This is a genomic window from Candidatus Magnetominusculus xianensis (assembly GCA_001541255.1).
Lineage (GTDB): Bacteria > Nitrospirota > Thermodesulfovibrionia > Thermodesulfovibrionales > Magnetobacteriaceae > Magnetominusculus > Magnetominusculus xianensis.
The window spans coordinates 1-23,075 of record LNQR01000068.1; the positions used below are offsets into that span (position 1 = coordinate 1).

Consider the following 23,075-nt stretch of genomic DNA (forward strand, 5'->3'; position numbering starts at 1 on the left):
TGGCGCTATCAGAGCATTCAGTATAACCAACCATTTCTGCACACGCCAAAAACCTATGGTCTCCTTTAATCTCTCTTTGATCTCTTCTGCGCTTAGATGGGGTAACACCTTCGTTACTTTATTAGCCATTACTACCTCCTGTTTAGTTTTGAAGATAGTATAGCATATTTACTTATTAGTATGCTACTTAGTATTAAACCAGCGAATTAAAAAGCAGCTTAAACGATTACCCGTCAATACTGTCGAGTATGAAGGCTGAGTTTGCAGGTCTGGTCGGCGCTGTATAGTGAACAGGACGGGTAAGGTGCTGAAACTTGGTAAAACAAAAACCGGAATGACTTTTTTTTTACAAATGCTTGTTTTATAACAATAAAGAAATGCCGAAGGGGGGACTCGAACCCCCATAGGTTACCCTACACGCCCCTCAAACGTGCGTGTCTACCAGTTCCACCACTTCGGCAACTTACTATCTATACTACTATAGTGTTGCGGATGTTTTCAATCTTTATTTTTGTCTCATTGTATCCGGGTCTTTTTCGTTGGCTCAGATTTCTTCACAGGGGCTGGGTTACCCAGCAGCTTCAGGTGCTTCTTTGCCTGCTCTGCCTCAACTGAATTCGGATAGTCGTCTATGATTTGCTGAAGTATCGTGCGTGCCGGTTTTGGGTCTTTTATCTCTATAAACGCCAGGGCCTGTTTTAACTTTGCCCCAGGGACTTTGTCACTGTTTGGATACTTTTTCACAACAACGTCATAGCTCAAAATAGCATCCTCATAGCTGCCCTCTTTATAGTATGACTCGCCAATCCAAAAATTCCCGCTTGCAGCTAATGAACTAGTCGGAAACTCCTTTATTAACCGACTGAATTTCTCCCTGCTTTCCTTATGTTTGCCGCTGTTGTAGTCCTTCATCGCATCGTCATACATCGCCTTTGGGCTGCTGTGCTGCACAGGAGGCTCTGCGGGAGGCGGCGGGGGTGGTGTTGGCTGTACTGGTTCTTTTGTAACCGGCGCTGATGTTTTCGGCGTTGGCAGTGAGTCAGGCGGGGTTACTGCTATACCTTTTTTCTGCAGCGCTACCTCAACCCGTTCTACCCTTCCTCTCAGGTCAGTTATCTCGCCCGTCATCATATCTAATTGTGACTTTAATAGGTCTCGTTCTGATTTTGAGTCGGCTAAGGAGCGGTCAACATAAAATTTTCTCTCCTCAACACGACCATACAGTTGTTGAAGTTCGCGGCTCATGTTAGTGACCTTAGAGTTCAGGTTCTCCTGACTCTCCCTTATCGCATTTAACATGTCGGCCTTGCCTTTTTGCGTATCGGATATTGACAGCCGTCTCTGTATGTCCAGGACATCGTCTTTTTGTTGACTTTGTACCCTTTTCAACTCGTTGACCTCACCCCTAAGACGTGCAAAGTCATCTGTTGCACATGAGGCCATGAGCAGTATCAGAAGCACCGGTAGTAGCTTAATTATCTGCAACACTACTTCTCCCTCCTAAATTACTGGATATTTGCCGGTCATTTGCTGGATACAAAATGTGCCCTTCTGTTTTTCATCCAGCATTCTTCTGAGCGTTCCATACATGCAGGCTTTTCCTTTCCAAAACTGATTGTCTCAAGTCTGCTCGCAGGTACCCCTAATGACACCAGGAAGTTCTTAGTTGACTGCGCGCGCTGGTCACCGAGGGCAAGGTTATACTCGTTTGAGCCCCTCTCATCGCAATGTCCTTCTATCAGTACGCTTACATTTGCATTTTTCAACAGCCAGTCTGCTATCTTTCTGAGATTTGCCTTTTCCCCTTCCGATACATCGTGTCTGTTATAGCCAAAATATATATCCTTGAAAAGACTTGCCATTTGCGCCCGAATCTGCTCTTCCGTCAATGCCCCGTCTCTTATTTTGTCTCTGTCAATTTTTACCACATCGTCTTTGCCATCCTTACTGATTTTCCCTATGTCTTTTCCCTTCTTGTCGTCCGGCACTGCTACATCTGTTGTCGCACAGCCTGATACAAACAGGGCAACAAGCATTAATAACAAAATTATGTGTTTCATTTCTATTCCTCCAGGTGTGTTTAATGTGACCATGAAGGGCCGAAGGCCCTTATATTTCTTGGTGATATTCTCTTTTGTCCTTCTCCGTTTGCCATCATTACGTAAACCCCCTTTACCCCGTCCCTGTCTGACGTAAAGGTTATGAGTCTGCCGTCAGGTGAAAAGGACGGCTCCTCGTTATTCCCTGTGTCGGTCAACTGTTTAAGTTCGGTTCCGTTTGGTTTTATCGTATATATCTGAAACCTTCCCCCCTCTCTGCCGCTAAATACAATCTGGTCCCCTGCTCGCGACCACTCAGGCGTGGTGTTATAACTACCCTCAAAGGTCAGCCTCCTTGAGTCTGTTCCATCCGTAGTCATTATATACAACTGTGGCACTGTAGTCTTGTCCGCTACATATACTACTGACTTGCCATCTGGCGACACCGAAGGTGACACATCTATGTTTTCTGAATGGGTAACCCGTGTAACCTCCTTCGTGCCCAGATTCATACGGTAAATGTTTGGGCTTCCCTTGAGCGACGATGAAAATAACATATAGCTTCCATCCTGCGTCACATCCCCAATGAGGTCGGTTGCCCCCGATGAGTAGAGCTTGTCCTCAGACACCGAGTCAAAGTCCAGTACATATATGCCCCATTTTCTGTTTCTCATCGAAGAGTAGTAGAGTTTCTTGCTGTCTGATGACCAACGGGGCTTCATCGTTATATCGCCTTTTGAGACTATTTTCTTTACCCTCTGCCCATCGTAATCCATTAAATATATTGACTTTCTATCACCGTCCTGTCCAATAAATGCTATTTTAGAACCAAAATAGGACTTTTGACCAGTAAGGGCCTCATATATATCGTCGGCTATTTTATGGGCTAAAGGCCTTATTTGATCCCTCTTCGACGAGTACTTCTTTTTCATTATATTACTGGATTCTACTACATCATACACAGACGCTACCACAGCCAATGAGCCGTCTGCCTCGACCTCAGCCGTCCCCTTCACAACAGCGTCTATACCAAGTGGTCTCCAGTTGTCAGGGCTAAACGGCGCTGTAGCGCTCTCTATAAACGCATTCTTATTTACAAACACGAACAAACCCGTAAAATCAAGGTCGTTCTTGATGATGTCTGCCATTTCGGTACCCTCGGCGATACCGGCAAAATCCACAACTGCGATGGGAAGCCTCTTTAGACCGGGCGAGTTAATATCTATATATATCCTCGCCGCGGCATCATTGGTCAGACACAGTAACACTGCCGCCAGCAAACATATAACAGACATTGTCAATCCTGTTTTGCCCATTAATTTATTTTTCGTTTGACCAATCCTCATCATTGTGTAAACCTTATCCCCACTTCGTAGGTATCTAACGGCGGCTGGGGCATTGGTATGGATTTGCTTACCGCGCTCATGGCCGTGCGATCAAAAAAGCTGTTTCCAGATGATTTCTCAAGTTTCATACCTTCTATCCTTCCATCCTGTCTTATTGTAAAGACCACAATGGCCTCCAGGCTCTTCTTTGCGCTCTCAGGGTATGCCCAGCGCTTTCTGACATGGGCGCCGACTATATCGCTGTATTCGTTGTTTACTGCGTCGCCAAAACTTGGAGATGTGCTTTGGCTTGCCCCGGTTGGGCTTTGTCCCATTTTCACATCCTTTTTGCTTAAATCAACAACTGAGCGAAGCATTGCGTGCTGCTCAAGTTTCTTTTTTGACTTCAACATGGAAATCCTGTCCTCGACAGAGGTCGTGTCCTTTGCGCTGTCTTTCGAACTGTCTTTGGGCTGCTCTTTGGGTTGTTCTTTTACTGGTGGTGTTTTTTTTGTTACTTCAGGCTTTATATCAGGTTTCACGGCGACTGGCTCAGGGACCTTTTTCACTTCCTTGACAGGCTTTGGGAGTACTTTATGGGCTTCTTCATTAACGGGCTTAACAGGCGCCTTGCTGGTCTCCACAGGCTTTGGGGGTTCTGGTACCGGTTTTGGGGCTTCTTTCATCTCATATTTCTTTGCCTTCGACGGTTCTTCTTTCACAGGAGGGGGCTCTTTTTCAACTGGTTTTTGTACAGTTTGCGGCGTCCCCAAAGACGGCTGTACCTGTGCAGTCTTTACCGGTGCAACTAGCTTGACCGTATATGCCTTTGGCAGGACAAAGTGCGGCTGATGTTTTATCGTGTACATGAATGCTGCAAATATTGCAGTATGCAACAATAAAGATGCTATAGTGCTGAATTGCACGCTTGGCTGCCTCATCAAAATAGCCCTTTTCCTCTTATTTCTGGCAGTCCTGCTATTTAGCCGACTTTGGTTCGGTTATCATGCCAAGTTTCTCTATCCCTGCTGCCTTAATCTCTGCCATTATCTCTATTACCTTGCCATATGGCACGTTTTTGTCTGCCTCAAGATACACATCAGGGTTTACATGGCTTATTGCCTTCAGTTTGGTTACAAGCGAATCCATTGTGTGCTTTTCTTTGTTAAGATAGATATCGCCATCCTTTTTGATTGTAATCGTAAACCGCTCTTCCTTACTGAGGGCAGCCCCTTTGGTCTTTGGCAGGTCTATGTCCAGCCCCTGTTTCATCAGTGGAGCAGTTACCATAAAGATTATCAGCAAAACCAACATAACGTCCACCAAAGGGGTTACGTTGATTTCTGACATCACGCTTCTGTGTTTTTCTACTTTCACTTCCTTCTGGGTTCGTTCATTATGTTGGCAAAGAAGGCCATGAGGTCTTCTGAGAAGTCATCCATTTCTATTATCAAGCGTTTGGCAGTGCTTAAATAATAGTTGTAGAAAATGACAGCCGGTATCGCCGCAGCAAGCCCTGCCGCCGTTGTTATCAGTGCCTCTGCTATGCCGGGGGCAACTACGGCCAATGACGCAGACCCTGATGCACCTATCCCCCTAAAGGCATTCATAATGCCCCATACCGTGCCGAACAACCCTACAAACGGTGTTGAGGAGCCGGTTGTTGCCAGAAAGTTCAGATATTTCTCAAGCCGCGCGCTCTCCAGCGCACTGTACCTGTTTAATGCCCTTCGGACATCGCCAATATCGACAAGCGTGCTATCTTCATATACGGATGTATATATATTTGCAAGCGGGCTTATTTCACATGCCTTGGCCAGTTTGTTAAGGCCGCCAGGCTCTCTCCCCGCCCGAAAATACTTGAGGAAATCAAGTGATTCACTCCTTGCCTTCGAGAAATACCGCCATTTGTAGATGATAATACCCCACGAAGTCACTGAAAATATCAGGAGCATTACCATTACGCCCTTTACGACATACCCTGCCTGGAGTATTAAATTAACCGCAGTATAATCCATATATTCCCATACGCTCGACTATTATAACAACTGTTGCCGCAAATGTCAATAGCTCCCTATTAGTTTGGGTGAGCGTTTGCCCCCGACGTATTGCCTTTTTCAGGCAAAAAAGGCTACAATTTCTTCCTGTGATATGGCAGTGTGGTTATGTAATTCAAGGGATGTTTGCGCGGGCATTGAGCTGCCCGTGCGGTGTGGCCTACGTGGGATGGCCTACGTGGGATGGATAGTTTGACGCATGGTATTTAGCTCGCCGCTATTTTTATTCCTATTTCTCCCGCTGACGCTGCTTATCGGCCTCAGTCTGAAGAACACGCAGGTTCGTAACGTATTTCTTCTTATTGTGAGCATGTTGTTTTATGCATGGGGTGAGGGTGTGTTTCTGCTCCTGATGCTCCTTTCAATCCTGATAAACTACTTCTTTGCCTATCTTATAGAGGACACACGCCTGATTACGCCCAAAAGGGCACTGGCCTGGGCGGTGGTCGCAAATCTGGCGCTTCTTGTGTTTTTCAAGTACGCGAATTTTATTGTGAACAATTTAAACTACCTCGTAGTCTATGCAGGGTTTGAAAAGATTGTTATGAAGGAGATTCACCTGCCCCTGGGTATTTCCTTTTATACCTTTCACAGCCTGTCTTATGTCATCGACCTTTACAGAAAACAAACAAAGGGGGAGTACTCAGATGTCAAAAAGGCCAATCTGCATAACCTTGCCCTCTACATTATGTTCTTCCCACAGTTGGTAGCAGGGCCGATAATCAGGTATCATGATGTTGCGCAACAACTGCTTACGCGCGCTACGAATATCGACAAGTTCGCCTCCGGAGTCCGGCGTTTTGTCATTGGGCTTGGTAAAAAAGTCCTCCTAGCAAACTCAATGGGAGGCATAGCAGATAAGATTTTCGCTATCAAAGGGGATGACCTCACAGCGCCTCTTGCGTGGCTTGGCATAGTAACCTACAGCCTTCAGATATATTTTGATTTCTCCGGCTACTCGGACATGGCAATCGGGCTTGGGCGGATGTTTGGCTTTGAGTTTCTGGAGAACTTCAACTACCCGTACATAGCGAAGTCTGTTCGTGAGTTTTGGCAGAGATGGCACATATCACTGTCAAGATGGTTCAGGGACTACCTCTATCTGCCGCTTGGCGGAAATAGGGTAAGCACTGGAAGGCTTTACGTGAATCTGATAATAGTGTTTTTCTGCACGGGGTTTTGGCATGGGGCAAGCTGGAATTTTGTCGTATGGGGACTGTTTCACGGCCTGTTTATGGTGCTTGAACGGCTGGGCCTTGAAAAACTCTTAAAGCGGGTCTGGTCTCCGGTTGCCCACGCATACGCCCTGGCTGTTGTCCTTGTGGGCTGGGTGTTTTTCAGGGCAGATACGTTTCAGTACTCGGCAGACTTCTTAAGGGCGATGGCAGGCTTTGGTACTGGCAATGGAATCCTATATCCACTTGGCACATTTCTAAGCAATGAAATCATTATAACCCTTACTGTTGCCATTGTTTTCTCTGCACCTGTCATACCATACATAGGAAAACTCTATGAAAGGCAGAAACTCCGCTTAGAGGGAAACCTGTTTCTGTCGGATATGTACAAATTCAGCACGTCTGGTTTATCTATCGTGTTTCTTTTTCTGGTGCTTCTGGCCTCTGCAATGTCTCTGGCTACGGGCACATATAATCCGTTTATCTATTTTAGATTTTAAATAGTGCAGCAAAAGGAGATTAGACAGATGGATTTTTATGTAGTATTAGTGACAGCGCCCAACAGTGCGACGGCTAAAACCATAGCCGAGGCACTTGTCAGCGAAAATATAGCAAAATGTGTTAACATAGTAAAGGATATTAAATCTATATTTCACTGGGAAGGCAAGGTTCAGCAGGAAAAAGAACTGCTCATGGTAATAAAGACAAAAAAGGAGAATTTCTCATCATTGATGTCAAAGGTCAGAGAGCTTCATCCATACACTGTACCGGAGATAATTGCCCTGCCCATTGTCGAGGGGTTTGAGGAATATCTGGGCTGGCTTAACTCATGATGTTTATGTTATGAATCAATATGGATAACAGATTATTTTTTGGCAATTACCTGCTTAAGAAAAAGCTGATAAGCGAGGAGGACATACTATATGCCCTGAAGTATCAGAGCGAGAGGACTCCGCCATTTATCGAGACTGCCGTTAATATGGGTTTTTTTGATATGAAACAAGTCTATGAGATATTGACGATGCAGGCAAATACCGACTTGTCTTTCGAGGAGGTTGCACTTGAGAGAGGCTGCCTTACAAGCAGTCAAATCACTGAAATAGAAAATGCAAGGGAAAATGCAAGACCGCATATCGGAGAGATCCTCGTAAAGACAGGCGCTATCTCAGAAGACATTATGGCGGCTGAGTTACATACATTTCATCAAACTACTGAGAGGTTTACTGAATTAAGCGAAATTCTGCGCGGCGTGAAGATGTTTCAATCTATAAGCGACAGGGCGCTGGAAGGACTTGCCATTATTTCCGAAAAAGTAATATGTAAACAAAATGAACGAATCATCCATGAAGGAGAAAAGGCTGAGTGCTTTTATTGTGTTGTCACCGGCTCACTCAGGGTAACAAAAAATAATTCCGATGACTGGGACAAGGAGATATTCATATATACGATTACCAATAACGATGTGTTTGGTGTGTCTTCAATCTTTGAAGAGGAAAAGAGAGCGGCTCACGTAACAGCCGAAGGCGAGTGCGTCCTACTGCGTTTCGACAGGGAACGCTTTTTGGAGTTCCTGAGAGAACACCCAAAGGCCGCTTACCACATCTTGCTGTTTATTGTTCAGAGGCTTGTTTACAAGCTCCACCAATCGCACAAAGAACTCGCCAACGAAAGAAAACAGATCATAAATCCACAGCAAGCAGAGCCGTCAATGGACGACATAGTTTAAACAGTTTTAACCCAAAAGGAGAGAAGATGACCTCAACGGCTGCTATAAAATATGACGAAAAAGGGCTTGTCCCTGTAATAATACAAGACGTGAGGGATTCGGTCATTTTGATGATGGCCTATATGAACGCCCAGTCTCTAAATGAGACAATCACAACGGGATATACACATTTTTGGTCACGCTCGCGTGGGAAATTCTGGAAAAAGGGCGAGACCTCCGGGCATGTGCAGGAAGTAAAGGAAATCCTCATAGACTGTGACGCCGATACCGTGCTGATAAAAGTTATCCAACACGGCCCGGGTGCCTGCCATACGGGGCACAGGAGCTGCTTCTATAGAAATATAAGCGGTGTGGAAACAGCTGAAAAGGTTTTTTCCGAAGAAGATGTCTACGGGAAAAAACACGACGGAAAGTAATACAGATAACTCTGAAGGCAACACTATTGAAGCGCTCTACCGCCTGATACTGCAAAGGAAAGAAACCCCCCAGGAACACTCCTACACCTGTTCCTTGTTCAGCCGCGGCAAGGACGAGATACTAAAGAAATTCGGGGAAGAGGCAGTCGAAGTTATAATTGCTGCAAAAGGACAGGGCAGACAGCGTCTCATCGAGGAACTCTCAGACCTGTGCTATCATGCGCTTGTCCTCATGGCCGATGAGGGCGTCTCACCGGAGGATATTTCTCTGGAACTCAACAAAAGATCGAAAGGACGCGATAACCCGCCGTAACCCGACAGCGCTAATAACGTATGTTATAGCACAGACATACTCAATGAGATTGTATCCGCAGCCCGGCAACCCAACTTGAATATATTACTAATTAAACAATATACCTTTTAGCTGCTTGACGCCTTTTTCATCGGCAAGATACGTCAGACTTGCCTGCACACCGGATACGTTACCGTCTGCCTGTTTTACTTCCACTAATTGGTAGAATGTCCCCTTTTCATACAACTCACGAAATGCCTGCCTCTTATCTGCGGTCAGCATGAAAACCGTATCCACTTTTCTATCTTTGATATTGTCTATGTTATCATATTTAAGGAGCTTTAGACCTGTTTTATTAACTAAAACGATGTTCTGCTCTGCGTCAACGACGCATATCCCCATCTGACAGCTTTCTATGAACTGCTCCAGCAAGTCGGACTGATATTTCCATTTATCTATCTTTGTTTTAATCTTCTTGCTGTCTTCTATCATTTTATTCATGAACTCGTCGGCATTATACATCTTGATTAAGTGTTCAACTGTTTCGACAAGTTCTGGCTCATCCCACGGCTTGTGGATGTACTTATTAACGGCCCCTTTGTTTATGGCGTCAACCGCCGCATCAATATCGGAGTAACCTGTCAGGAGTACTTTTTTACATCTGGGTTTAATCTTATTTATCTCTTGCAGGAGTACTGCCCCTGTCATAATTGGCATTCTTTGGTCAGAGATGACAACCGCGATTTCATTATCCTGAATTATATTTAAAGCCTCAACCCCATTGGTTGCGGTCTTCACATCATAAGTATCCATAAACGTGTCGTATAACGAATCTAATATGTCCTGCTCATCGTCTACGCACAGTATAGCTTGTTTTCCACCACCTGACATTTTATCTCCCTCCTGATTACGTATAACGACTGCTTTTAGTATTTTGCTGTGCGAATTTACAAGTGGCACACGAACCCACTGCCTAAGACTGTCTTCTGTTAACCTCTCACTGCCCTGTGTTCTATGATATTATTAAGTATCGGGAAAAATTTTGTCAAGCTAAAAATTAGTTCATGTCATCGCTGCTCTCAAATATATTGCCAGTTTTAGGGTTGGGGGAATATTTATATGCAGCCTATTGCCATATATTATTTTACAGGCAATTTTGTATATAATGTACTGAGCTATAACTAAGGAGATTAGCAAAAAGGCGGTGATAATGGCATGAATTATCTGAAGAAGAAGCAGTGGTGGCTGTTTACAGTGGGGGTGTTGTTCGCCCTGTTAGAGCTGCTGTCATTTTACATGTCAAAGCGTCCGTTAGGCGCGTCGAGGGGATATGCAGTCATAGGCTCAATAATAGAGTATGTGCTTTTTCCTGAGCACGCGAAGACTGTTGCATATTGGAACGCCTATGAGCCAGTCATAGAATGGACTGTAGCAGTGCTGGTTGGGATAGTGAGCGGGAGCATGTTTTCATCTGTGTATTCGGGGGAGTTCAAGCTTACAGTAGTGCCGCAGATGTGGAAGACCTCAAAGGGGTCGTCTGTGATGAGGCGGTTGATTTGGGCATTTATAGGCGGGGTGATGATAGGTTTTGGTTCGAGGCTTGCGATGGGCTGTACGCTTGGGATGCTCATATCGGGAGTAATACAATTAACACCTGCGGGGTTTATATTTATGATGTCTTTGTGGATGGGTGGAATGCTGATGACGGTGTTGTTTTATAGATTGAGAACGGTAACGCTTCACAGGGGATAGGTATGGATGGGATATTGATGAGATTAAAGGATACCTTTGACCCCTCAACGATAGAGGCGGTAAGGGGTCCGGCAAGTCTGTATGGCGGTCTGATTGTAGGGTTTCTGCTTGGGATTGTCCTGCAAAAGGGGAGACTTGGTAAGTTTGATATAGTATCAGGGATGTTCAGGATGCAGGATTTCACATTTTGGAGAGTGGGAACGCCGCTTCTGATGTTTGGAATGGTGCTTATTTATTTTTTCAAGGACATAGGGGTTGTGGAGCTTTACCTGCCGAGGACAGTAGTACTTGCCCAGTTATTTGGCGGTGTGTTGTTTGGAGCAGGGCTTGCGATAGCGGGGTACTGTCCGGCGATAGCGGCGTGTGCCCTGGGTGAGGGCGCCCTTGATGCCTTTGTTGCAATGGCTGGAATTGTTTTCGGGTCGATACTCTACGCCGAGATGTATGATGGCACGCAACTTGACAAGATAGTGTCGTTTATAGATTTGGGCAGGGTTACATTTCCTGAGATATTTTTAGTGTTCAATCACTGGTTTTTTATCATGGGATTTGTGTTTATGTGCGCGATGTTTTTACTGGGCATAAGCATGTACGACGAGTTCCTGAAGGCATCGTTTTCTCTGATAGACAAGGTTGGTGAAAAACTCAGCGGCAGTAAGGTAGAAAGAAGAAAACAACCCAGATAGACGCAGCCTGACCACGGCAGCACAGCATATCAGCCCTGATTGAAAGGCTTTAGCAGTGCGGAGTAGAAGCTATGCAAAATCTATTGCAAGACCTTGTGAAACTACTTGAACAGGATGACCGTTTGGTTGTGGAAGGGCAGTTACTCAAGAATAAAATTGTTGAATTGGCCTTGGGTATGGACGCTGGCTTGATCCGGCTGCTATTGACACATGAAGGCATTCGCAGGCATTTCTTTACCAGTATAGACGATATTTTAGTTTTCGATAAAATAAAATTCCAGCAATTTGTAAGCAACAAGGAATTCTTACCAGACAGCTACACTGCCTTCAAAAATAAAATCGGGTTAACGGTGGACACACGCTATTTGACTGACAGCGGGGAAGTTGTATTGGCGTGGCCCTATAAGGACTGTGTTTTGGAAGGAGGCCAAACAAAGGAAGACGCAAGGCGAAATGAGATTTTTTGGAATGAAACACTTGCACCGGACGAAATTGACAGGCTGTTGTCGCCAAAGGTGCTTACGGGTTTCAAACGATGTGACAAAGACGGGCAACACAGTGTCACAAGCATCAGCCGCGAAGATAACCTGATTATCAAGGGGAACAATCTGATAGCCCTCCATACTCTGGCAAAGACTTATGCTGGAAAGGTAAAACTGATTTATATTGATCCTCCTTATAACTTAGGCACTGACAGTTTCAAGTATAACGATAGTTTTAACCATTCCACATGGCTGACCTTTATGCAAAACAGACTTGAGATAGCAAAAACTCTTCTCATGTCTAATGGGATAGTCTTTATCCATATTGGCGACACAGAAATGCACTATCTAAAATTATTAGCGGACGCTGTCTTCGGTCGGGAACATTTTATTGCAACGGTGCCGCGTAAAACCAGAAGCGGCAAAAGTGATGTTCCTTATAAGTTGTCGCAGGATTATGATTGGATGCTTGTTTATACAAAAAATGCAAGACCGAATGAAGACTTATTCCATCGAAAGGTGTCACGTAAATATTACAAAACGCCTGATTTTCCTGATGATGAGTGGAGACTGTCGGATTTAACTACTCAGCGCACAGTAACTGAAAGGCCAAACTCGAATTTTACACTTATAAATCCGCGAACTGGCGACGAATTTTTTGTGAATCAAAATAGATGCTGGGGTATTACAAGAGACAGCATTGATGAGTACATTACAAAACAGCGAATCGTTTTCCCTGGAGATTATGATTTCTTAGACATTGCGCAACCCGCTCTGCGTGTCTTCAAATCAGATGAAATTCAGAAAAACGGTGATGACTATGACAAGGCATACGTATCAACCGAGTTTCTTAATCTTATTTCAAATGACCTTTTGAAAAAGACGACAAACAAAAAAGGAACAGATGAGATTGTAGGTTTGTTTGGAGACAAGGCTTTTTCCTACCCAAAGAATGAACTGCTACTGCATAAAATCATTGAATACACGACAAAAGCAGGTGACATCGTGCTTGACTTCTTCATTGGAAGCGGCACTACCGCAGCTGTAGCCCACAAAATGGGCAGACGCTATGTTGGCGTCGAACAGATGGATTACATTAATACCATAACAGTTGAACGAATGAAAAAGGTGATGGCAGGAGAGCAGGGCGGGATTTCCAAAACCGTTGGCTGGCATGGCGGAGGTTCTTTCATTTATTGTGAATTGGCACGTGCAAATCAGGTTTTTGTTGACCGCATACAGTCTGCAAAAGACGTTCAGGAATTACAGTCAATCTATATGGAGATGCAGGACAAGGCATTTTTGAGTTATAGGATTGATCCGAAAAAGATTGACCAGACTATTTCTGATTTCAGAGCCTTGAGTTTCAAAGACCAGCAGCGTTTTCTTATTGAGGTGCTTGATAAAAATATGCTCTATGTACCGTTGAGCGAAATAGACGATGACACCTATGGCATAAGCGATGAAGACAAGAAATTGAATCGGCAATTTTTTGATCTCCGGTAATGCGTGGCAGCTATGAACGACATTAAGACACTGCATCAGATTCTGATAGAGGAACTCGGAAACAAAAACATTGAAAAAACGGAGCTGCCAGCCGTGATAACTGGCAATCTGAACTCGTCATTCACGATACGGCCTTATCAGGAACGCACATTCCGGTTTTTTCTGAACTACTGGCAGGAGGATTTTAACGGTAAGCCGCTTGAGAACCATCAACTGCTGTTTCACATGGCCACAGGAAGCGGCAAGACCCTGATAATGGCAGGGCTGATGCTGTACCTATATGCACAGGGCTATCGCAATTTTCTGTTTTTTGTCAACAGCTCCAATATCATTGACAAGACAAGGGATAATTTTCTGAACCCACTGTCCGGCAAATACCTGCTTGCCCCCCAAATAAGCCTACGTGACAGGTATTTTACAGTGCGGGAAGCAGATAATTTTCAATCAACTAATAGCGGCGATATCAATATCGTATTTTCAACAATTCAAGGCTTGCATGACAGGCTGAACAATCCCCATGAAAACAGCCTTACTTATGATGATTTTGAAAATCAGAAAATCGTCCTTATTTCCGATGAGGCACACCATATCAATGCCAGCACAAAAAAGGGCAGGAATCCCACACAGAGCGGTCTTTTCGAGTCTGAAAGCTGGGAAACCACTGTGCAGCGTATTTTTATGGCTAATCCTGAAAATGTCCTGCTGGAGTTTACGGCTACGGTGGATTTTTCCGATCAAAATCTGGAAGCTAAATACAAGCCAAAACTGATTTTCGATTATACGCTCAAAGAGTTTCGTAAAGACGGCTATTCTAAAGAAGTAAAGGTATTGCAGGCCGACTTGCCGTCGTTTGACAGGGCATTGCAGGCAGTGTTGCTTTCTCAGTACCGCCGCAAGATTTTTGAAAAGAACAAACTCGCGCTTAAGCCCGTTATTCTTTTCAAATCCAAAACCATTAAAGAGAGCGAGGCATTTTTCGAGGAATTCAAAACCGGCATTTCTTCACTAACCGGCAAGAATCTTGCTGATATTCAAGCACACAGCAAGGACAATATGACAGTGGCAATGTTTGCCTATTACAAAACCGCTGGTATCACCTTTGATAATCTTGCAATTGAGCTAAAAGCAGATTTCTCCGAAGACAAGCTCATCATTGTAAACAGCAAGAAAGACAGTGAAGAGAAACAGTTGATAGTTAATTCACTGGAGGCCGATAACAACGGGTACCGGGCTGTATTTGCAGTTGACATGCTTAATGAGGGTTGGGACGTGCTGAATCTCTTTGATATAGTGCGCCTTTATAACACACGCGACGTCAAGGCGGGGAAAATAGGCAAAACAACCATGACCGAAGCGCAGTTAATCGGGCGTGGAGCCCGTTATTGTCCGTTCCGGCTATCGCCTGACCAACCTGTTGATCAGCGAAAATATGACCATGACATTGGTAATGAAATGAGGATTTGTGAGGAACTAGTTTATCACAGCGCCTATAATCCACAATACATTCAGGAATTAAACACTGCCTTGCATGAAATAGGCATCAAACCGAAAGAAATACGCCAGCGAACCATTACCCTAAAGGAATCGTTCAAACAAACAAAACTTTATAAGAATGAGTACATATTTCTCAACAGTCGGCAACAACATGACCGCCGTGATATTTTTGGCTTACCCTATCCACTGATTCAAAAAAACTATACCTTTAAGCTGCACACCGGCCAGAGCCAGACCAGCGCCTTTTTTGAGGAAACTAACGGCCGTAAAGCCGCCATTGATAAAACAGCAAAGGATTATAAGCTGTCGGAGTTTGGTGTTTCAGTCATGCGAAAGGCCATGCAGCGCCTTGGCTTCTACCAATTTGATAATCTAAAAAAATATTTTCCACATCTTAGATCAGCACAGGAATTTATAACTTCTGAGTACTATCTTGCCAAAATTAAAGTTGAAATCTCCGGTCATTCCAGCCACGTAAATAATTTGCTTCCTGAAGATAAACTGCAGGCAGCGACAACAGTCCTGATGGAACTTGCAGACAATATTAATTCTGACAACATGGAATATAGGGGCACTCAGGAATTTCTGCCCTCTATGCTCAAAGATATAATCACAGACAAAACGCTCAATTTTCCTATGAATGAATCTGAGGACAAGCAATCCGGGAAGTCTATGAGCAACGCCAATGAAACGCCCGAAAAATATCACCTTGATTTGACTAAGCGGGACTGGTTTGTGTTTGACGATTTCTTCGGGACTGACGAAGAGAAGCTGCTCATTAAATTTATCGACAAGCACTATGACACACTGAAAAATAAGTTCAAAGACGCTTATTTGGTTCGTAATGAAAGACACTTTAAGATATATAGCTTTGAAGACGGCAGACCGCTTGAGCCTGATTTTCTGCTTTATCTCTCCGGTAAGAAAAACAAGGACACCATGTATTATCAAGTGTTTATCGAGCCAAAAGGTGGACACCTTCTCTTGAATGATAGATGGAAAGAAAAAATGCTTGCAAGTCTGAAGGACAAGGCTGTCATTAATCAATTATGGAAAGATAAAAAATATGTTGTATGGGGTATGCCATTCTTTAATAGTGAACAGAATATGCGCGAGTTTGAGGCAGCCTTTAAGTCACTTGTTGAATAAGGTCTCAGGATAGGCGTCACGAGAGCGCGTTTGCTATGCGGGCAAACTCATCTATGCTGAGGGTCTCCGGTCTTCTTCGCGGGTCGATTCCTATAGACTTGAGTAAATCACCAATGTCTGCGCAAAACCCTCGCAGATTGTTTGCCAACGTCTTCCTGCGCATGGAAAACGACGTTTTAACGACTGCAATGAATAATTTCTCGTTAGTAAGCTGCACCTTTTTATCCTTTAACACATTAAACCCTACAACTGCGGAGTCCACTTCAGGCGGCGGCCTGAACGAATCCCGGCGAACGATAAACTTGATTTCCGGGTCGCTTACAAGCTGCGTCATTATCGACAGTACCCCATATGATTTCTTCCCTGGCGGTGAGGCAATGCGCTCTGCTATTTCCTTTTGAACCATAAGGGTCATGCCTGTGAGCGTATCTGTTTCGTCAAGCAGTCGAAATATCAGCGGCGTGGTTACGTAATATGGTATATTCGCGGCTACTTTAAACGTGCCTATTGCCCTGTAATCATACTTCAACGCATCACCGTGGACAAGCTCAAGATTGCAAACGCCTCTGAAACGCACTTTTAGCCTGTCATAGAGGTTTTTGTCAAGCTCTATGGCGATGACGGTCTTTGCCCTATCAATGAGTTTCTCTGTAAGAGGGCCTGTGCCGGGGCCGATTTCCACTACTGTGTCATCAGCGGAAATGTTTGCAGCATTTGCGATTTTCTCAAGAATCGCGTCATCATAGAGGAAGTGCTGACCTAATTTTCTCTTTTTCACAGGCTTAGTATATATTATAATGGATTGCTCTGGCTTATTGACACTGCCACGGAATCTCCACGGCTGCTTGAAATAAATATATCAAAAGATTTAATATATTAACGGTTGAGGCTCAGGCTTAAAAAATATTTTTTTGGGCCTAAAGTTTCCTGTTCTTTTACCGATAAGAAAGGTGAACACTTCAGAATAACAAAAAGGAGGTAATTTATTATGGCAGTCACTATTATACAAGAGTCAACAAGTGCATACGCGGCAGCATATAAAACCGGCAATACACAGCAGTCTGCTGGCGGTCAGAATCCTGCTGGCACAAATGGCACTGTCGGCACAGAGACAAATGCACAGCAAAATCAACCGGCTGCAATTGTCAACATTTCATCACAAGCGAGAGAAGCTGCAAACACGAATCAGGCAGAAACTGCCGGAGCTACGGGTGCTGCGCAGAACACTGTACAGAGCGATCAGAATGTGAACGGGCAAAATCAACAGTATCCTAAGGGGATTTGGGAGTCGTTTTCTAAATCGGTTCAGGGACTTTAAATACTCATAACTATGGTTGCTCAACTATAAGTTAACAAAGTTTGCAGGGAGATGCAGCGCAAACAAAGCAGAAAGAAAGACTAAACGTGTTGAAAAGTGAGGAGAATTAAGTATGGAAATCGCAGGAGTAGTAGGTATGAATACTCAGACGAATGTCGGCACAACCGACACATATGTCAGACAGCAAACCTATGCTCAACCTGCTTCCCAGCCGCAGTTCCAGCAAAACCCTGAAACACCTGCTAAGACAAAGAGCGGCACAAGCAATAACGATTCCGTGAAGGTTACTATCACAAATGCGGGAAAGGAAATGCTAAACAGCTCTCAGCAGAATGCTAAAGAAGCTGGAGGGGATACTACAAACACACTGACAAACTTGGCACAGGGTGATACAACTCAACCCGGAACTCAATCCACCACAGATGCTAAGGATAAAAAACAGGAAAATACACCCCCTCCTCCCGAAAACAGTCTTTTTAGCAATTCTGCTTATTATTCTGTGCAGAAAAACACCGAGGATAATACGCAGACTGTGGTAGTAAAGATAGTGGACTCAGAGGGAAACGTGGTTAGAGAGATACCGCCTGAGGATTTATTAACTAGAGCGTCAAAACTGAACATCATACCCAATAATCTTTACCATGCAGTAGGATAGGGGAACGAGTAAGTTCCCCTATCCGGTGTTTCTGTAGTAAGGGGTGGGTCGCGCCTAGTGAGTTAAGTGGACTAGTGAACACCCTGTGTCACGGTAATAATTGCAAATTCAGCCTCCTAAACATTCATAGAGACATCACTGGTGGCTTTCTGTTACAATACACCTTATGGATAACAATATAGAGAAGCTCTTTAAGTTATCAGGAACTATTGGTGAAATCCACAACAGCATTTGCCGTAGCGCCGGTCAGCAGGATATCCTTACCGCTATACTTGACATTGTAGGCGCCCTTGTGCTGATCCTCGACAGGGAAGGACGCGTTATTTGTTTTAATCATACCTGTGAGGAGACCTCCGGCTATGGTTTCGAGGAAGTAAGGGGGAAGTGTCTGTGGGATTTTCTAACAAGGGAAGAAGACACGGACTCTGCAAAGGTAAATTTCAAAAAAATATTAGAAGGGAATTATCCAGCCGCGTATGAGAATTTCTGGAGCAGCAAGGACGGCACAGAGCATTTGATTGCGTGGTCAAGCACTGCCCTAGTAAACGAAAACTCTGAGGTAACATATGTGATTGCCACAGGGATTGACATCACAGAGAGAAAACTTACTGAACAGCGCCTTCAGTATCTTTCCCATTTCGATTCCCTTACCGACCTGCCGAACAGGACGCTTTTTTATGATCGCTTAAGCCATGTGCTTGGACACTCAAGGCGCTATAACCAGATGTTTGCCTTGTTATTTTTGGACATTGATGGATTTAAGTTTATTAACAATTCACTTGGTCATGACATGGGAGACTTACTGTTAAAGATGGCCGCTGCCAGACTGCCAAAATGCGTGCGTGAGTCTGACACCGTAGCCCATGCGGGCGCTGACGAATTCGTAATAATACTGCCCCTGCTAGAACAGGTGCGGGAGGCCTCGTTGGTTGCTGAGAAAATTCTTGATGCCTTTTCAGCCCCGTTTTATCTGGATACACATGAGTGTTTTGTAACCATGAGCGTTGGGATAAGCATATATCCCGGCGACGGAGATGACATAGACACACTGCTTAGAAACTCAGACATTGCGATGTACCAGGCAAAGGGCAAGGGGGGAAACACCTATCAGTTCTATAACCCTGATATGAATTCCCGCGCGCTGAGGCGTCTGCAGTTAGAAAATAATCTGCGTAAGGCACTTGAAAAAAATGAATTCAGACTCCACTATCAACCCAAAATCGACCTCAACTCATGGTCAGTATCGGGGGTAGAGGCACTGATAAGGTGGCAAAATCCCCAGCTTGGCATGATCTCACCGGCAGAGTTTATTCCTCTGGCCGAGGAGACCGGTGTTATCATCTCCATAGGCGAGTGGGTACTGAGGACCGCCTGTACTCAGGCTAAACATTGGCAGGACATCGGCTGTAATGGAATTCTCATGTCCGTGAACCTGTCTGCCAGGCAGTTTAAATCAAAAAATCTCCTCTCATCAATAGAGAATATACTACGGGAAACAGGACTTCCGCCAGGGTCTCTTGAGCTTGAGTTGACAGAGACTGTGGTCATGGATGATGCTGAGGCGACTATAAAGATTTTGAGAGAGATAAAAAATATGGGTATACATATAGCTATTGACGATTTTGGGATGGGCTACTCATCACTTAGTTATTTAAAGCGTTTCCCGATAGACTGTCTTAAGATAGACAGATCGTTCGTCAATGATATAACAACCGACACCGACGACGCAGCTATAGCCACTGCAATAATAGCCATGTCTCACAGCCTTAAGCTAAAGGTTATAGCCGAAGGGGTGGAAACCAATGGGCAACTATACTTTCTGTGTGCCCTTGGTTGTGACGAGGCTCAGGGATACCTGTTCTCCAGGCCGCTGTCTGTTGAAGACATAGAGGTCTATATAACCAGTAAGGAAATCAAACTGGGCACAAATTAATGGAAATTCATGTAACTGCCGGCCCAGCGTGTCTTGCTGAGCCACGCCTTAGAGAACTTCTAAACTCAGGTATTACCGCCGTTAGGCTTAATATGTCTTATGCGGGCGAAGAAATGCTAACCAGCGTAGTGTCACACATTAGGGAACTTGCCCCCCACGTAAAAATTGGCGCTGATATCAAGGGAAGGAAGCTGCGAATCGGCGCTGTCCCATTTGGCAAGGTAATGCTGAAGGCAGGGCAAATGTTCAGGCTGGCTGAGGAGACAAAGACGAACTGCACTCCGGGTTGCGCATATGTGAGTTATCCACTGAAACTCAAAGCGGGTGCTGTGGTATTGCTTGACGATGGCGCTATTACGCTCACCGTAACTGAGGTCAAGGACGGTGAGCTTATATGCCGCGTAGAGACTGATGCGGAACTGACCTCTGGCTGCGGGGTAAACACTCCAGGGTTCCCCATTGAGCTTCCCCCGCTTAGTAAGAAGGACTACGATGACATAGAAATATTATCGAAACTATCGATAGACTTTGTCTATTTATCATATGTGGAGCGGGCAGAGGACATTATCATACTCAAGGAAACCCTGCACCGCTACAAGATGAAAGACATTGTTGTTGCGAAGGTGGAGCTTGCCGAGGCCATCAGAAATCTTGATGAGATATGTGCAGCGTCTGACGCGATTTGCATAGCACGCGGTGACCTGGGCGTTGAGATTGCTCTGCCGCAAATCCCCTATGTACAAAGACACATTGTAAAGACGGCAAGGCAATTTGGCAGGCCTGTATTGCTTGCAGGCGAGGTGATGTTATCCCTTGTAAACAGGTATAAACCCTTCAGGGCAGAGCTTACGGATGTAATTACAGCACTTGAGCAGGGGGTAGATGGTTTTATACTCTCCGATGAAACGGCAATAGGTGTAGACCCGGCAAATGCCGTAAGACACCTGCACGCCCTGATACAGGAGTTTAAACAGCGCGCAGGCAGTCAGTATGATTAAATATCTGTACAACTCAACCGCTTTTTAATCCATTTTTTAATCCATCGGGCGGGTACTTTATATAACCCTCCCATTTAAAGAGCAGCTCCCTTGTTGCCCACAAATCCCCTGCACAGTACACTGCGATTTCCTTGTGTCTGCCAGCATTAAACATCTCCTTTACATCATAACCGGTCACACCATCAGACTTAGGGCTTTTTATGCCAAATGTCCTGCACCACATGTCCATACTAAAGCGCCTCCTGGCGGCACCGAAAAATGTCAGTTTATCAAGCAGGTCTATGTGTTCATTGCCATAACGGTTTGGCATCAGGTCGCGCGTCGGCTTAACATTGTGTACTGCAGAGCGTATCATTATAAATGGACAGTCAAATCCACGACCATTAAAAGTTACGAATTTGTCATATTTTCTTATTACATCCCAAAAACCCGCTATGATTTCCTGCTCTGTGCCAGGGCGATAGGTAATCCCGTCTTCTTCGATAAGATCGGGGATAAGCTCGGGGACGGCTTCAGCGCTGTTGTCTTCGGGCGCTTGATAATACACCACGCCCTTTCCAGTGTCTGGATTTAACATCCCTATGGCAACTATCTCAGCGGTGCTGGGGTAGAAGGAGAGACTCTCTTTTACCAATTGAATCTCATCCTCCGTCTTCGCCAGCTTTAACAGATAGTCCTGTACTTCCGGGTCGAAAGACTCTAGGTCAGCCCCGGCAGTCTCTATATCAAATATTACCCTTGACACACCCTTATTATGCGGCCTTGTTAAATTTCTTCATCACATCCCATGTCTTTAGTATATCTATGGCGCGCTGCAACTGAACGTCATCCTTTTCTTCCACCTCTACTGGCGCTGCCTCTGCCTCTTCGGGTTCCTGCCCCTCTGTCTGTTCATTTTCAAGATGGCCTTTCAGGTCTTTTTCTCTCATCACGGGGCGCTCTTTGGTTTTATCAGACTTCTGCTTTACTACTATATCTGGCGTAATGCCCGTGTTCTGTATAGATGTCCCCTTTGGGGTGTAATAGCGTGCCGTTGTCAGGCGCAGACCTGAGCCATCGCTTAATGGAAGTACACTCTGCACAGAGCCTTTGCCAAACGTCGTGGTTCCTAATATAATTGCCCTGTTCCAGTCCTTCAGCGCACCGGCTACTATCTCCGACGCACTTGCGCTTCCTTCATTTACCATCACTACCATAGGGAGTTTCTCATACTTGCCGTCGCCTTCTGTAAAAAACTCCTTCTTCTCGCCCGCCCTGTCCTTTATATATACCACCAGCTTGTTCGGCGGCAAAAACTGTTCAGTTACCCCTACTGCCCCCTGCAGGAGACCACCCGGGTCATTTCTTAAATCCAGCAGCAGCGAGGTCACCTTTTTTTCTCTGAGCGCTGCCAGCGCCTTCTCTAAATCTGCCACTGTCTTTTCCTGAAACTGGTTTACCTTGATATAGCCGACATCTTCGTTGAGTACCTTGTACTTAACGCTCTTCACCTTTATCGTGTCGCGTACCAGGGTAAAGTCCTTCGGTTCTTTCCAGTCTGCCCTCATTATCGTTACCGTTACCTTTGAGCCTCTTGCCCCGCGCATCTTGCTTACCGCATCGTAGAGCGTCATCTTCTCTGTTGACTCCCCGTTTATCTTTACTATTGTATCGCCTGCCTTTATGCCTGCCTGATACGCCGGTGTATCCTCAATTGGCGCAATAACGGTTATCAACGCCCCTTTTTTCCCTATCTGTATGCCCACTCCACCAAACTCACCCTTCGTGTCTACCTTCATTTCTTTAAACAAATCCGGCGTCATAAAACTCGAATGGGGATCAAGGGAGTTTAACATCCCCTTGAGTGCGCCATATATCAGGTCCTTTGCCTTGACTTCCTCAACATAATTACTCCTTACTATAGATATTACCTCAGTAAACAGCTTTAGCTCCTGATATGCGTCAGACTCTGCACTTACTGTCTTAACCGCCCACTTGCCGACTACAACACTGCCGCCTACAAATATTACGCCTATGGCTATCAGTGGCAATATCATCCATATTATCCAGAACCGCACAGACTTACTCATTCA

General features: G+C 44.9%; 23 protein-coding genes and 1 tRNA gene. 13 read left to right on the forward strand and 11 right to left on the reverse strand.

The annotated features are described in order from the left end of the window. Positions 1–378: 378 nt before the first annotated feature. From ASN18_RS09465 to ASN18_RS09495, 7 genes are all read right to left on the reverse strand, one after another. A tRNA-Leu gene (locus ASN18_RS09465) sits at positions 379–460 on the reverse strand. 56 nt (positions 461–516) lie between these two features. Beyond that, entirely contained in the window at positions 517–1,488 is a 972-nt protein-coding gene (gene ybgF / locus ASN18_RS09470) for a tol-pal system protein YbgF (RefSeq protein WP_085052507.1), read from the reverse strand. 35 nt (positions 1,489–1,523) lie between these two features. Continuing rightward, positions 1,524–2,060, reverse strand: coding sequence for a peptidoglycan-associated lipoprotein Pal (gene pal, locus ASN18_RS17540; RefSeq protein WP_236861644.1), 537 nt, complete (start codon positions 2,058–2,060; stop codon positions 1,524–1,526). Between the two features lie 20 nt (positions 2,061–2,080). Beyond that, complete coding sequence (gene tolB / locus ASN18_RS09480) at positions 2,081–3,388, reverse strand: Tol-Pal system beta propeller repeat protein TolB (RefSeq protein WP_085052509.1); 1,308 nt, start codon at positions 3,386–3,388, stop codon at positions 2,081–2,083. After that, entirely contained in the window at positions 3,385–4,290 is a 906-nt protein-coding gene (locus ASN18_RS09485) for a TonB family protein (RefSeq protein WP_236861645.1), read from the reverse strand. The genes tolB and ASN18_RS09485 overlap by 4 nt, the downstream gene beginning before the upstream one ends. Before the next feature lie 52 nt (positions 4,291–4,342). Further along, positions 4,343–4,714, reverse strand: coding sequence for a protein TolR (gene tolR, locus ASN18_RS09490; protein ID WP_085052551.1), 372 nt, complete (start codon positions 4,712–4,714; stop codon positions 4,343–4,345). A gap of 23 nt (positions 4,715–4,737) precedes the next feature. Beyond that, the gene (locus ASN18_RS09495) at positions 4,738–5,382 is read right to left on the reverse strand and encodes a MotA/TolQ/ExbB proton channel family protein (RefSeq protein WP_085052511.1); all 645 of its coding nucleotides are present in this window, start codon (positions 5,380–5,382) and stop codon (positions 4,738–4,740) included. Between the two features lie 238 nt (positions 5,383–5,620). On the opposite strand from ASN18_RS09495, the gene ASN18_RS09500 reads away from it, so the two are divergent. The 5 genes from ASN18_RS09500 to hisE are packed head-to-tail and all read left to right on the forward strand — an operon-like array spanning position 5,621 to position 9,051. Beyond that, the gene (locus ASN18_RS09500) at positions 5,621–7,096 is read left to right on the forward strand and encodes an MBOAT family O-acyltransferase (protein WP_085052512.1); all 1,476 of its coding nucleotides are present in this window, start codon (positions 5,621–5,623) and stop codon (positions 7,094–7,096) included. 27 nt (positions 7,097–7,123) lie between these two features. Next, complete coding sequence (cutA, locus tag ASN18_RS09505; protein ID WP_085052513.1) at positions 7,124–7,429, forward strand: divalent-cation tolerance protein CutA; 306 nt, start codon at positions 7,124–7,126, stop codon at positions 7,427–7,429. Positions 7,430–7,449: 20 nt separating this feature from the next. Continuing rightward, positions 7,450–8,322: a cyclic nucleotide-binding domain-containing protein gene (locus tag ASN18_RS09510; RefSeq protein WP_085052514.1), complete on the forward strand. Its 873-nt coding sequence runs from the start codon at positions 7,450–7,452 to the stop codon at positions 8,320–8,322. A gap of 26 nt (positions 8,323–8,348) precedes the next feature. Then, entirely contained in the window at positions 8,349–8,738 is a 390-nt protein-coding gene (gene hisI / locus ASN18_RS09515; protein ID WP_085052515.1) for a phosphoribosyl-AMP cyclohydrolase, read from the forward strand. Further along, positions 8,707–9,051 carry a phosphoribosyl-ATP diphosphatase gene (gene hisE, locus ASN18_RS09520; protein ID WP_085052516.1) on the forward strand — a complete coding sequence of 115 codons (345 nt, stop codon included), beginning with the start codon at positions 8,707–8,709 and terminating at the stop codon, positions 9,049–9,051. The genes hisI and hisE overlap by 32 nt, the downstream gene beginning before the upstream one ends. A gap of 87 nt (positions 9,052–9,138) precedes the next feature. Here the strand turns inward: hisE and ASN18_RS09525 are convergent, their stop codons facing one another. Then, positions 9,139–9,921 (reverse strand): response regulator, encoded by a 783-nt coding sequence (locus ASN18_RS09525; RefSeq protein WP_085052517.1) that lies wholly within the window; start codon positions 9,919–9,921, stop codon positions 9,139–9,141. A gap of 324 nt (positions 9,922–10,245) precedes the next feature. Between ASN18_RS09525 and ASN18_RS09530 the strand changes: the two genes are divergently transcribed. The 4 genes from ASN18_RS09530 to ASN18_RS09545 all read left to right on the forward strand — a co-directional run bounded on the left by ASN18_RS09530 (position 10,246) and on the right by ASN18_RS09545 (position 16,099). Continuing rightward, positions 10,246–10,782, forward strand: coding sequence for a YeeE/YedE thiosulfate transporter family protein (locus ASN18_RS09530; protein WP_085052518.1), 537 nt, complete (start codon positions 10,246–10,248; stop codon positions 10,780–10,782). Positions 10,783–10,784: 2 nt separating this feature from the next. Beyond that, positions 10,785–11,468, forward strand: a complete 684-nt coding sequence (locus ASN18_RS09535) for a YeeE/YedE thiosulfate transporter family protein (RefSeq protein WP_085052519.1) — start codon at positions 10,785–10,787, stop codon at positions 11,466–11,468. Between the two features lie 71 nt (positions 11,469–11,539). Then, complete coding sequence (locus ASN18_RS09540; protein ID WP_085052520.1) at positions 11,540–13,456, forward strand: DNA methyltransferase; 1,917 nt, start codon at positions 11,540–11,542, stop codon at positions 13,454–13,456. Positions 13,457–13,468: 12 nt separating this feature from the next. Continuing rightward, entirely contained in the window at positions 13,469–16,099 is a 2,631-nt protein-coding gene (locus ASN18_RS09545) for a DEAD/DEAH box helicase family protein (protein ID WP_085052521.1), read from the forward strand. Positions 16,100–16,115: 16 nt separating this feature from the next. Here ASN18_RS09545 and rsmA read toward each other — a convergent pair whose 3' ends face one another. Beyond that, the gene (gene rsmA, locus ASN18_RS09550) at positions 16,116–16,877 is read right to left on the reverse strand and encodes a 16S rRNA (adenine(1518)-N(6)/adenine(1519)-N(6))-dimethyltransferase RsmA (protein WP_236861647.1); all 762 of its coding nucleotides are present in this window, start codon (positions 16,875–16,877) and stop codon (positions 16,116–16,118) included. Positions 16,878–17,087: 210 nt separating this feature from the next. Here rsmA and ASN18_RS09555 point away from each other — a divergent pair, with 210 nt between their 5' ends. The 4 genes from ASN18_RS09555 (at position 17,088) to ASN18_RS09570 (ending at position 21,003) form a co-directional block, all read left to right on the forward strand. Next, complete coding sequence (locus tag ASN18_RS09555) at positions 17,088–17,417, forward strand: hypothetical protein (protein WP_085052523.1); 330 nt, start codon at positions 17,088–17,090, stop codon at positions 17,415–17,417. Between the two features lie 112 nt (positions 17,418–17,529). After that, on the forward strand, positions 17,530–18,072 hold the full coding sequence (locus ASN18_RS09560; protein WP_085052524.1) for a FlaG family protein: 543 nt from the start codon (positions 17,530–17,532) through the stop codon (positions 18,070–18,072). Between the two features lie 166 nt (positions 18,073–18,238). Continuing rightward, the gene (locus tag ASN18_RS09565; RefSeq protein ID WP_085052525.1) at positions 18,239–20,005 is read left to right on the forward strand and encodes a putative bifunctional diguanylate cyclase/phosphodiesterase; all 1,767 of its coding nucleotides are present in this window, start codon (positions 18,239–18,241) and stop codon (positions 20,003–20,005) included. After that, complete coding sequence (locus ASN18_RS09570) at positions 20,005–21,003, forward strand: pyruvate kinase (RefSeq protein WP_085052526.1); 999 nt, start codon at positions 20,005–20,007, stop codon at positions 21,001–21,003. Before ASN18_RS09565 ends, ASN18_RS09570 begins: the two co-directional genes overlap by 1 nt. Before the next feature lie 13 nt (positions 21,004–21,016). Here ASN18_RS09570 and ASN18_RS09575 read toward each other — a convergent pair whose 3' ends face one another. Together ASN18_RS09575 and ASN18_RS09580 are read right to left on the reverse strand one after the other, a co-directional pair. After that, a complete protein-coding gene (locus ASN18_RS09575) occupies positions 21,017–21,748 on the reverse strand; it encodes a ribonuclease H-like domain-containing protein (RefSeq protein WP_085052527.1) in 732 nt (243 codons plus the stop codon). A gap of 7 nt (positions 21,749–21,755) precedes the next feature. Continuing rightward, positions 21,756–23,072, reverse strand: a complete 1,317-nt coding sequence (locus tag ASN18_RS09580) for a S41 family peptidase (protein ID WP_085052528.1) — start codon at positions 23,070–23,072, stop codon at positions 21,756–21,758. Positions 23,073–23,075: the final 3 nt, after the last annotated feature.